Consider the following 12037-nt stretch of genomic DNA (forward strand, 5'->3'; position numbering starts at 1 on the left):
ACCGCTGTTGGTTTTCCCGCCAGGCAGGTGGATTCGCAGGGTTCGGTTCCGGATATCGGTTCTCTATATTTTCGCCCTGGGGAATTGTCGGAACCGCAATTGCCGTTTTGGCGGATGACGTGTCCTCAGAGTTCCGCTGGGTCTGATTTCTTTCCCTTCTGTTGGAGCGGCATATTGGCAATTTCTTATCCCAGAAGCCGCCCCTTCTGCGTTTTCTCCTGCCGGGGTGGATATCTCTTGCGGATGTGCGCCGCTATATTCCTCCGCATTGGCGGAAAGAAAGCCTTTTTCTTTTATTGCCAATTCCTGCGGTTCTTTCGTCCCTGCCCGCGCAGGGTCTTAGGTGATGTTTTTTTCTTGGCTTTCCACCGGAATGGAAACATCCCTTTATCTTATTGGGAATGCAAAACATAGAATCTGTCGCATATTTGTCGTTTCATGCTATTATATATAAGGATATCATTTTAAAGAAAATGGAGAACATGTCCATGGATGCGGAAGAACGCAGCAAAAAAATCAATCGAGTTTCCATCGTCACCATCATTGTCAACGCCGTCTTGTCTCTCATCAAGCTTCTGGCCGGGATCTTCGCCAGCAGTGCCGCCATGATTTCAGATGCCGTACACTCCCTTTCGGATGTTTTCAGCACGTTCATCGTCATGATTGGCATCAAGCTATCGAAAAAGAAGGCGGATTCCGACCATAATTTCGGCCATGAAAAGATGGAGAGTATCGCCTCCCTCCTGCTGGCCGCCATTCTCGCCGCCACCGCTGTTCTCATTGGCATCAGCGGCTTTGAGAGCATCGGCCGTGTCGCCGCCGGAGAGAGCATTCCCATTCCCGGTGCGCTGGCCTTGGCTGCGGCTGTCCTCTCCATTGTGGTGAAGGAATGGATGTATCACTATACCCGCCGGACGGCAAAGGCCGTGGAAAGCACAGCCCTTATGGCAGACGCCTGGCACCACCGTTCGGATGCCTTTTCCTCCATCGGGAGCTTAATCGGCGTCGGCGGCGCCATGCTGGGATTCCCCATTCTCGATCCCATCGCCTCCATCGTCATCGCTCTGTTTATTTTGAAGGTCGCTTACTCCATCTCCCGAGAGGCCACAGGCCAGCTGACCGACCGGGCTGCCGATCCCCAGACCCATGATGAGATCTGCCGGATCGTGGAAAGTGTGGATGGAGTTGCCCATGTCGATAGCCTGCGTACCCGGGTATATGTCAACCAGCTCTGCCTGGATATCCGTATCTCGGTTCCCGGGCAGATGACTGTGGAAGAAGGGCACGCCATCAGCCATAATGTGGAAAATGCCATCTATGAAAAATACCATAATATCAAGAGCTGCATTGTCCATGTCAATCCCGATTAAAAATGGCAATAAAAAAACGGCCAAACAGCCGTTTTTTTATGGGTTATTTACTGCTTTTTCAGATAGCACTTTGTGCCGTCCTGTTCAATCACCATTTTGCCGTTTTCCAGCGTAAAATCCATGGACTGGCCTTCGGCGGAAATGGTAACCTTGCTTCCGTCAACCTTATACGTCCCCTCGCCCGAAATGCCGGCCGCTTCCACTTTTACCTTGTCGCCCTGCTCGAAGGTAATCGTCATGTTCAGCAGGCTTTCCATGCTGGGCATCAGCTCGATCATCTGATCTACTGTAATCGTTTGTCCAGCGGCCTCTACCTCACTCATCTTCCATGTGCCGACTACCTCGTTGTTTCCGGCGCCGCCGCAGCCCACAACGGCAAACACCACCATGAGCAATACAAGGCTCAGCGCGATCCCCTTTTTCATATGTCCTCCTTCTGGCGCTTTTTGCGCCCCAAATTTAATACTATTATTATACCGTCATTTTTTCCCGGAGGCAACAGGATTCTCCCCTCCGTTTTCCCTTTCATTCTATGTTCTGCTGCCTCAGATTAGAATTTCTTTTTTATCCTGCAAGCCCTCCCGGTTTTCCTCCGTCAGATGGAATTCCCGTTCGAACCTTTATATGCCGTCAAAAAAAGCAGTTTTGCCCTCTGGATATGGGTTTGCAGAAAGCCGGTGTTTGTCATGAAATGTAACCAATGATAAATAATGATAAATTTGGATATTTTTTTAAATCATATTGACGAACTCTAAGTTTTTTTGTATTATAATGATAATCAATATTTTAAGTGTTATTTTTTGTCTGTAGAATAAAATTATGCATTTTTCTAAGGTCTGTTAGTATATATATGGAATGGGATCAGGCAGTTTTTTAAACTGCCTGATTCTCTTTTTGCTGTTATTTGATTTCCTGTTCCAGATTGTCGAATTCCGGGGCGCTGAAGAATTCAAATAGGCTCACTCCCATGCCGTCACAAATCGTTTTGATCGTGACGATTCCCGGATTCCTGCTTTTTCCGTTGTAAATGTTCTTGAGTGTTGACGGCGCAATTCCAGCCGAAGTCGCCAATGCGTTCCACGTCATGTTCCGATCCCTGCGCAGCTCATCCATCCTCCGAATCACCAAGTCTACCGTTGCCATAATTTTATAGCTCCCTTCTCTGTTTTTTATTTTTGGATATTTGCATATCCTAAATTTTAGAAAAACACGGGAACAAATGTGGTCTATATATAGACTTTTTACTATATATTGTGGTATCACGAAGCACAGCAGCGGCTGTCCTCATCCATGATATTTTTTTGTGATTCGCTGGGATATCGGCTGAATTGTAAGCTTTTTGCAACAATTTCAGCTTTTTATTGCTTTTTTCTTCACATCATGTTTCAATGAGAAAAAGGAATCCCCATTCCAGGAAAAGGTGACAATATGAAAAAGAAATTTTTGGCAGTATGTGCATTGGTCATCATGTCGGTTTTTGTTGTATCGGTGTATGCCTCCGCCGCGCCGGCCATTGGCACGGGGATCTGTACCGCCAAAAGCCGGTGCAGCATCCGTCTGGGAGCTGGAATCCAGTTCAAGAAAGCGGGAACCCTTCCGGCAAAGGCGAATGTGCCTGTCTATCAGCAATCTGGAAAGTGGTACCAGATTTCCTATCAGAACAAGCTCGTTTGGGTTCATGGCGATTATCTGCGTTTCACTTCCAATGGAAGCTCTTCCGTCCCAGCCCCATCAGCAGCCATAGGCACGGGGATCTGCACTGCCAAGAGCTGGTGCAATATCCGCACAGGCGCCGGAACCCAGTTCAAGAAAGCGGGAACCCTTCCGGCAAAGGCAAACGTACCCGTCTATCAGCAGTCTGGAAAGTGGTATCAGATCTCCTATCAGAACAAACTGGTTTGGGTTCACGGCGACTACCTCAAGGTAACTCTGAACAGCACCCCCAAGCCGGATCCGCAGCCGGAAACCCCGGCTCAAGCCATTGGTTCTGGTGTCTGCACCGCCAAAAGCTGGTGCAACATCCGCACGGGCGCTGGAACTCAGTTCAAGAAAGCGGGAACCCTTCCGGCAAAGGCGAATGTGCCTGTCTATCAGCAGTCTGGAAAGTGGTACCAGATCTCCTATCAGAACAAACTGGTTTGGGTTCACGGCGATTACCTCAAGGTGACCCTGAACAGCACCCCCAAGCCGGATCCCGATCCTTCTCCCGTTCCCGGGGATTCCTATGACGCCTTCCCCGTCGCAGCAAATTCCCGTCTGAAAGGAAAAGCCGTCATTTTGGATCCCGGGCATGGCGTGGGGGCCGGAGGCAGTTATGGTTCCTATAAGGAGCATGAGCACGTCCTGTCCTTTGCTAACTATCTTAAGCAGAATTTGGAGAGAAGTGGCGCGACTGTTATCATGACGCGCACCTCCAGCGCCAATGTATTCAACTATAACCGTGTTTCGCTGGCCAACAAGTATTCCATGGAAGTCCTGGAATCCGTGCGTCAGCGCGATCTGGCGGCTCTTAAAACGCAGGAAACCTCCCTGTCTCAGGCGCTTGCAGCCCAGCAGAACGCCCTTTTGGCCTCCGAGCAGGAGCTTGCCCGCCTGGAAACACTGGCCGGGAATTCTTCCCAGGAGCTCTCCGCCCTCAACGACTCTATCGCGGCGAAAACCCGGGAGGCTGAGGAAAAACACAAGGCTATGCTGGCGAAGCGGGAAGAAATGGAAGCTGCCGATCCGGCGGATACCGATCTTCTGGAAGCTCTGCAGGACGAGCTGAACCAGTTGAGCGGCGATTGGGAGGCTTTGAAAGAGGAGGAATCCGATCTTCTGGAGCAGAAGGCCCTTCTGGAAGAAGATATTGCCTCTCTCCCGCAAAAACAGGAGGAGGCGCGCAGGCAAAAGGAATCCGCCGCGGAGACGCTGCGCGAACTGGAAAAGCAATCCCAGTCTCTGGCGGAGGAAATCCGGGAACTTTCAGAAACCATTGCCGAGCTGCAGCGGCTCCAAAAGGTCATGGCCAGCGTCATTTCCAACAATGCTCTGGCGGAAACATATTATGATACCCCTTATGCCTCCAATAATGGGCGCGTCATCCATCCGGACCTGAAAAAAATCTTTGAATATCAAAAGGACCCGGCCCTGGATCACATCATTTATATTTCTATCCATACCAACGCCACAGGGGACGGGGAAACGGGAGCCAACGGCACAGTCACCTATTATATGAGCAGCACAGCCAATACCGCCTATTACCGCGGTTATGATGAAGCCGCCAATAAACGCCTGGCCCAGCTCCTTCTGGATCAGGTCTCTGCGGCCGGAAAATTCAATAAGCGCGGCAATATTGCCAACGACTTCTTCATGAACCGGGAAACCAACCTGCCCTCCGCTCTGGTGGAGATTGGCTTCCACACTAACGCTTCCGACCGGGCAAAGCTGACCGACGCCCATTATCAGAAGCGGGTCGCCAACGGCATGCTTGCCGCCATATATAACTATTTCGGCGTATAATTTATAGGAAGCTATAAAAAAGGCCCCGCGTGCTGCGGGGCCTTTTTTCATCCCAATGTTTCCTTTAATTCCTGAATTGTCCAGGTATCCGTGTCGGGAATTTTTCCCGGCTCCAGCGTGGGCCGTGTTTCCGGCAGCGATGGCCGGGTCAGCTGCTCTTTGATCTTCGCCGTCTCCCGATCCTCCTCGCTCCCCTCGCGGATTTCAATATCCGTCCCCGGGGCGATATGATAGAAGAGCCAGCGCGCATCCGGCACCAAAAGGCGGATGCAGCCATGGCTGTCCCTCTCTCCCAGCTTTTTATAGGACTTAACTGTATACGCTGAGGCGTCCTTTTGCGTATACAGCAGGGAGTGGAAATAAATTTCTCCGGTGATCTGCGTCCAATACTGGGCATAGACATCGTCTATATCAAACTTTTTGAAGCGGACCCGGTGATCCTCCGCGGAAAAGGTACCCAAAGGCGTGGGCGTTTCCTCCGACCCCGTTGTGCAGATCATATACCGTTCAGGCACGGTGTATTCCCCGCTTTCATCCCGGGAATATACCAAAACCACCTGATGATAGATATCCACCACCACTTTATAAGTCCCCTTCTCCGGAAATTTCTCCGGAATCTCATAAATTCCATTGTCTCCCACCAGCTCAGCGAACTCCATGGTTGTGGTTGGAGCCAGCTCAGCAAAGGTCTTTTCTTGCGTAGACGGGGCCGGAGCTTCCGTTTTTTCCGGCGGGGCCGTCGGTTCCTCCGGCGTTTGTGCAGGCTCGCCGGATATCGATGCGGACGGGGGTGCGGGCGAATTCTCCGGCGCGTCTCCCGCGCATCCGCCAACCCCTGTCAACAAGATTCCGGCGGCGAGCAATCCTGCGGCATATCGATTTACTTTCATGGTTTTTCACCTTACATTTCATCTTTTATATTAGTATTTCCCCAAACAGGCAAAATCTTTCATAAAAACAGTGCAGCAGATTCTTTCCGGCAGTATTATCAGAATTTTTGCCGCGTTTTTGAAACATCTCCTTGTTATTTTGCCTCTTTTGCCGCAGTTCATTCTTTTTCTCTCCATGCCGCCGCATCAAAAAATTAAGAATCTGGCTCCGATTTATGTCATAAACGTTTTCTTCTGCCAAAATTTAAAAAAAAGAAAAGCAGCTTGGCTTTTCTTTCGCGTTGCATCAAATCCTGTTGTCCTTTGCATATCTATAGGAGCTTCTTCACATCCTGGAGGCTTTCGCAGAGGGCATCCGGGCAACAGCTCTCCAGTTCCTCCCGGGAACCATAGCCATAAAGCACGGCGATGGCGTCCATGCCCATCTCCCGGGCGCCCAGGATATCGTATTTCCGGTCGCCGATCATGACGCATTCTTCCTTTTGAATGCCGGGAAAATGCTCCAATACATAGGCAATAACGGCGGCCTTCTCTCCGGCCCCGCCGGCTTCGTCCTTGCCGGCCACCATATCAAAATCCCCCAGAATGCCGCAGCGTTCGAGAGCGCCCCGGGCGATCCGGGAGGTTTTGGAAGTGGCCACAATCAGCTTTTTCCCTTGCCCATGCGCCCACTGCAAAAATTCCCGGACGCCGGGATACAGTGTATTCTTCTCAATGCCCGCCACAGCCAGCCTCTCCCGGAAGCCCTGCATGGCTGCATCCAGCGTCGTCTCGTCAAAGCCAAAGGAATATTTCAGAGACTGCCGCAGCGGCGGCCCCAAAAAGGATAGGAGCTGTTCTTCCGTGTAATCCGAAAAATGCACCGCCGCCAATCCGGCGCGGTAGGATTCCAGCAGCCCCTCCTTGGAATCCGTGATCGTCCCGTCAAGATCCAATAATATATATGTGTATCCCTGTTTTCTCATGGTTCATCCGCCGCTTTCTTGTTTTCGGCTTCATTGTATCATATCTTCGCCTGCGGCGCAAAAATGAAGTCTATTCGGAAAATCCCAAAGAAAATCTTCCGTGTAAATATCCATTTCCAAGCAATTTTTCATCTATCGGCATGCAGCATCCATAAATATTCCCTTCGCATCCCCTCTGTCTCCCGTTGATCCATGCGCCTTTTCCTCCCTTTTCTTCGGGGCTTTGCTAGCCCGCTCCCACCTTCTGTCCTAATATAGTCTGTTTTTTCTCCATATTATGGATACCCGGCCTTTCGTATCCTTCGGGGCCGCTCCATTTTTATCTCCATTCAGCATCCTGGGAAACCGAACAGGTTCTGGTTTTTTCCGCTTCGCATTTCCTTGTTCTCCCAATACTTTTTCAACATTTGCAGGCGAAAAATCCCTTGTACAGACCGCTGGGCCGGGTTTTAAAATTATTTAGCTATTTAATTATTTTTTGGGGAAATTGTGAATATTTTATGATTTTTTCCCAATAGAATTGACAAGAGCTGGGAAAAGTACTACTATAAGCTGCATGTAATTGCTTAGATAGCTAATCTTTATGCAGGAGGTCGCTTTGTGGATACCCATGACGAGAATTCCTCTGTCCGGCTCTTTTTTCAGATCATCCGGCTCTGCTTCACCCGGAATTTTGCCCTCTGCCGCTCCATCAATCTCCATCCCGGGCAGATCCATCTGCTGACCCTGTTGGATGAGCGGGAAGGTGTAACCCAGAAAGAGCTTTCGGATCATCTCTATGTCTCCGCGCCAACGGTTGCCGTCACGCTGCGGCGGCTGGAGAGTGCCGGCCTCGTGGACCGGCGCAAGGACCCGGAGGATCACCGCAAGTTCCGAATTTACCTGACGGAAAGCGGCCGCCGGACCGCCCGGCAGCTGAGCCAGATCACGGACCAGATGCGCGGCGTGTTCACAAAAAACTTTTCGCCGGAGGAGCAGATACTCTTCAAACGCTTCCTTCTGCAAGTCCGGGAAAACCTCCTGGAAAGCGACGATAAAAACCGGAGCCTATCGCAGGAAAAGGCGCCGGATGAAAAAATTCTATTTTAGAGAAAGGGACGCATCATGTTAAAACTGGCAAAATATCTAAAAAAATCCCTTGGCGCGATTTTGGCCATCTTTGTTTTGCTGGTCGTTCAGGCCTTCTGCGATCTCTCTCTGCCTTCCTACACATCGGATATCGTCAATGTGGGAATTCAGCAGGGAGGCGTGCAGGATGCCGCGCCGGACGTTATCAGCAAGGCAAGCATGGATTCCCTCTTCCTGTTTATGCGGGAGGAGGATGCCAAAACCGTGCAGCAGAACTATGTCCTCCATGAAAATCCCCAGGAGCTGGGAGAGATCCATGGGGCTGCTTTCCAGATTCCCGTCTATATTCCCGCCCAAAACTTTGATCGGGAAGCTGTGGAACCCATCCTGGGAAAGGCCATGCTGCTCTCCTCCCTGTTTGGCGAGGGTTCGGCGGAAACCGCCGCCCTGCAGGAACAGATGACCGGGGCTTTGCAGCTTCCCGAGGGCATGAATCCATCCCAGGCTCTCGCTATGATGGACGATTCCGCCCGGCAGGCCATGTTGGAAACCATCTATGAAAACCTGGATGCCGCGCCGGAAAGCCTCATCACCCAGAGTGCGGTGGTATATGTGAAAAACGAATATGCCTCCCTCGGCATCGATACCAACGCCATGCAGACCCAGTATATCCTGCTCTCCGGCGCGAAAATGCTGGGGGTGACGCTTCTGAGCATGGCATCCACCATCGTGACCTGTCTCCTGGCGGCGCGGGTGGCGGCTTCCTTCGGCCGGGACCTGCGGGGCCGGGTGTTCCGCAAGGTTCTCTCCTTCTCCAACACGGAGATGGACCGTTTCTCCACGGCCTCGCTCATCACCCGTTCCACCAACGATATCCAGCAGATCCAGCTGCTGATGGTTATGCTGCTGCGCATCCTGCTCTATGCCCCCATCATCGGCATCGGCGGCATCTTCAAGGTATTCCGCACCAATTCCTCCATGGCCTGGATCATTGCGGTGGCCTTCGCCGCAATCCTTACCATCGTCCTCGTCCTCTTTGGCGTGGCGATGCCGCGGTTTAAGAAGATGCAGAAGCTCATCGATAAGCTGAACCTGGTTACCCGGGAGATCCTCACCGGCCTGCCGGTCATCCGCGCTTTTGGCACGCATAAGCATGAGGAGGAGCGTTTTGACGACGCCAACACCGCCCTCACCAAGACCAACCTGTTCGTCAACCGCACCATGGCCCTCATGATGCCGGTGATGATGCTGGTGATGAACCTGATCTCGGTGCTCATCGTCTGGAACGGCGCGCACGGGATCGATGCCGGCACTATGCAGGTGGGCGACATGATGGCATTTATCCAGTACACCATGCAGATCATCATGGCCTTCCTGATGATTACCATGTTTTCCATCATGCTGCCCCGTGCCTCGGTTTCAGCCCACCGGATTCACGAGGTTTTGGAGACGCAGCCTTCCATCCATGATCCCCAGCAGCCGGCAGCCTTTGACGAGTCCAAGAAGGGCGTTGTGGAATTCCGGCATGTCTCCTTCCGCTATCCCGACGGCGAGGAAAATATTCTGACGGACATCGATTTCACAGCCCTTCCCGGCCAGACCACCGCCATCATCGGCAGCACGGGCTCGGGCAAATCTACGCTGGTAAATCTGATCCCCCGCTTTTTTGATGTGACAGAGGGCGAGATCCTGGTGGACGGCCGGGATATCCGCAGCGTTTCCCAGCGGGAACTGCGTGACCGCATCGGCTATGTTCCCCAAAAGGGCGTCCTCTTCTCGGGCACCATTGAAACCAACCTGAAATACGGCGATAAGGACATCAGTGACGCCGATATGGAGCGAGCCGCGGATATTGCCCAGGCAGCCGGCTTTATCAGCGAAAAAGAGGACGGCTATCAATCCGAAATTTCCCAGGGCGGCACCAACGTTTCCGGCGGCCAGCGCCAGCGGCTCTCCATCGCCCGGGCCATTGCGGGAAACCCGGAAATCTATATTTTTGACGACAGCTTCTCCGCTCTCGACTATCAGACCGACCGGGCTCTCCGAGCGGCCCTCAAGGAAAAGACGGGCGGCAGCACGGTGATCATCGTCGCCCAGCGGATCAGCACCATTTCCCATGCCGACCAGATCATCGTCCTGGACGAGGGCAAGGTAGCCGGCATCGGCACCCATCAGGAGCTTCTAAAAACCTGCGAAGTCTATCGGCAGATCGGCCTTTCGCAGATGTCAGAGGAGGAACTCGGAGCATGAGCACACAGAAAAATACATCATCCAACCGCAGCTTCCGTCCCCGCCGCGGCCCTGGCGGCCATGGTCCCGGCGCCCCCATGGGAACGGGAGAAAAGGCAAAGAATTTCAAGGGAACCATGAAAGCCCTGCTCTCCCAGCTGGGGGCCTATAAGATCGCGGTCTTTCTCGTGATCCTCTTTGCCATCGGCAGCGCCGCCTTCTCCATCATCGGCCCCAAAGTGCTGGGCAATGCCACTACGGAGATTTTCAATGGCCTTATGGGCAAACTTTCGGGCGGCGCGGGCATCGATTTTGCAAAAATCGGGACCATTCTCCTAACCCTCATCGGGCTTTATGTTTTGAGCTCCCTGCTCTCCTTCCTCCAGGGCTATATCATGAGCGGCGTGACCCAGCGCCTCTGCTTCAAGCTCCGGAAGAATATCTCGGAAAAGCTCAACCGCCTGCCCATGAAGTATTTCGATACCCGGACCAACGGAGAAATCCTCTCCCGGACCACCAACGATATCGATACGCTGGGCCAGAGCATGAACCAGTCGATGACGCAGATGATTACTTCCATCACCACCATCATCGGCGTTCTCATCATGATGCTGTCCATCAGCCCGCTCATGACCCTCATCGCTATTGTGATGCTGCCTATCTCGGCATTTCTGGTTTCCATCATTGTCAAGCATTCCCAGAAATACTTCCAGGCGCAGCAGGAATATCTGGGCCATGTCAACGGGCAGGTCGAAGAGGTCTATGCCGGGCAGAACATCGTCAAAGCGTTCAACAACGAGGAAAACGTCATCGAAAACTTCGATACCTATAACAATATCCTCTATAAGTCCGCATGGAAATCCCAATTCCTCTCCGGCCTGATGATGCCGCTCATGACCTTTGTGGGCAATCTGGGATATGTCGCCGTGGCCATTCTAGGCGGTGCTCTGGCCATCAACGGGACCATCACGGTGGGCAATATCCAGTCCTTTATCCAATATGTCCGCAATTTTACCCAGCCGGTGCAGCAGGTGGCGCAGATCGCCAACATGCTCCAGTCCACAGCGGCGGCAGCGGAACGGGTATTCGAATTTCTCAACGAAGAGGAAGAGGAACAGACCGTGGCAAACCCGGTTTCTCCCGAAGGCCTGAATGGCAGCGTGGAATTCGATCACGTCCGTTTTGGCTATAATCCGGATAAAATCATTATCAAGGATTTCAGCGCCAAGGTGCGGCCCGGGCAGAAAATTGCCATCGTCGGCCCGACGGGCGCCGGCAAGACTACCATGGTCAAGCTGCTCATGCGGTTCTATGACGTCAACAGTGGGGCCATCCGTGTGGATGGGCACGATATCCGGGATTTCAACCGGGAGGATCTGCGCAGTATGTTCGGCATGGTGCTTCAGGATACCTGGCTGTTCCATGGTTCTCTGATGGAAAACATCCGCTATGGCAATTTGAACGCCACGGATGAGGAAGTCATTGCCGCAGCCAAGGCCGCCCATATCCATCATTTCATCAAAACCCAGCCCGGCGGCTATTCCATGGAGTTAAACGAGGAGGCCAACAACGTCTCCCAGGGGCAGAAACAGCTTCTTACCATCGCCCGGGCGATTCTGGCCGACCCCAAAATTCTCATTTTGGACGAAGCCACAAGCTCGGTGGATACCCGAACGGAGGTTTTGATTCAAAAGGCCATGGACGCGCTCATGGAAGGGCGCACCAGTTTCATCATTGCCCACCGCCTTTCTACCATCCGCGACGCCGACCTGATTCTCGTCATGAAGGACGGCGACATTGTGGAACAGGGCAGCCACAAAGATCTTCTTGCCAAAAATGGTTTCTATGCCAGCCTCTATAATTCCCAGTTTGAGCAGGCCGGATAAATTCCAGGGCATAAAAAAAGCAGGGTGCGGAATTCCGCGTTCTGCTTTTTATTTGTTATTCCATACTGTTCCATTCCCGAGAGTCTGCCCGGGCAAAATATCTGTCATTCTGCCCACATCATCTGCAA

At 52.3% G+C, this 12037-nt stretch carries 9 protein-coding genes; 5 read left to right on the plus strand and 4 right to left on the minus strand.

From position 1 onward, the window contains the following. Positions 1 to 488 precede the first annotated feature (488 nt). Positions 489 to 1370 (plus strand): cation diffusion facilitator family transporter, encoded by an 882-nt coding sequence (locus H8693_RS04300; protein ID WP_249279927.1) that lies wholly within the window; start codon positions 489 to 491, stop codon positions 1368 to 1370. A gap of 47 nt (positions 1371 to 1417) precedes the next feature. On the opposite strand, the gene H8693_RS04305 is transcribed toward H8693_RS04300, so the two are convergent. Together H8693_RS04305 and H8693_RS04310 are read right to left on the minus strand one after the other, a co-directional pair. Beyond that, the gene (locus H8693_RS04305) at positions 1418 to 1795 is read right to left on the minus strand and encodes a lipocalin-like domain-containing protein (protein ID WP_178619086.1); all 378 of its coding nucleotides are present in this window, start codon (positions 1793 to 1795) and stop codon (positions 1418 to 1420) included. Positions 1796 to 2270: 475 nt separating this feature from the next. Continuing rightward, on the minus strand, positions 2271 to 2513 hold the full coding sequence (locus H8693_RS04310; protein WP_249279928.1) for a helix-turn-helix domain-containing protein: 243 nt from the start codon (positions 2511 to 2513) through the stop codon (positions 2271 to 2273). A gap of 285 nt (positions 2514 to 2798) precedes the next feature. On the opposite strand from H8693_RS04310, the gene H8693_RS04315 reads away from it, so the two are divergent. Further along, the gene (locus tag H8693_RS04315) at positions 2799 to 4871 is read left to right on the plus strand and encodes an N-acetylmuramoyl-L-alanine amidase (protein WP_249279929.1); all 2073 of its coding nucleotides are present in this window, start codon (positions 2799 to 2801) and stop codon (positions 4869 to 4871) included. A gap of 47 nt (positions 4872 to 4918) precedes the next feature. On the opposite strand, the gene H8693_RS04320 is transcribed toward H8693_RS04315, so the two are convergent. Continuing rightward, positions 4919 to 5761: a L,D-transpeptidase gene (locus H8693_RS04320; protein ID WP_249279930.1), complete on the minus strand. Its 843-nt coding sequence runs from the start codon at positions 5759 to 5761 to the stop codon at positions 4919 to 4921. Positions 5762 to 6072: 311 nt separating this feature from the next. After that, positions 6073 to 6726, minus strand: coding sequence for an HAD family hydrolase (locus tag H8693_RS04325; RefSeq protein ID WP_249279931.1), 654 nt, complete (start codon positions 6724 to 6726; stop codon positions 6073 to 6075). 600 nt (positions 6727 to 7326) lie between these two features. On the opposite strand from H8693_RS04325, the gene H8693_RS04330 reads away from it, so the two are divergent. Genes H8693_RS04330 through H8693_RS04340 form a run of 3 tightly spaced genes read left to right on the plus strand, consistent with a single transcriptional unit; the run spans position 7327 to position 11909 of the window. Further along, complete coding sequence (locus tag H8693_RS04330; protein WP_249279932.1) at positions 7327 to 7815, plus strand: MarR family winged helix-turn-helix transcriptional regulator; 489 nt, start codon at positions 7327 to 7329, stop codon at positions 7813 to 7815. 15 nt (positions 7816 to 7830) lie between these two features. Next, entirely contained in the window at positions 7831 to 10044 is a 2214-nt protein-coding gene (locus H8693_RS04335; RefSeq protein WP_249279933.1) for an ABC transporter ATP-binding protein, read from the plus strand. Then, positions 10041 to 11909, plus strand: a complete 1869-nt coding sequence (locus H8693_RS04340; RefSeq protein WP_330605700.1) for an ABC transporter ATP-binding protein — start codon at positions 10041 to 10043, stop codon at positions 11907 to 11909. Before H8693_RS04335 ends, H8693_RS04340 begins: the two co-directional genes overlap by 4 nt. Positions 11910 to 12037 lie beyond the last annotated feature (128 nt).

The organism is Guopingia tenuis (assembly GCF_014384805.1).
Lineage (GTDB): Bacteria > Bacillota > Clostridia > Christensenellales > Christensenellaceae > Guopingia > Guopingia tenuis.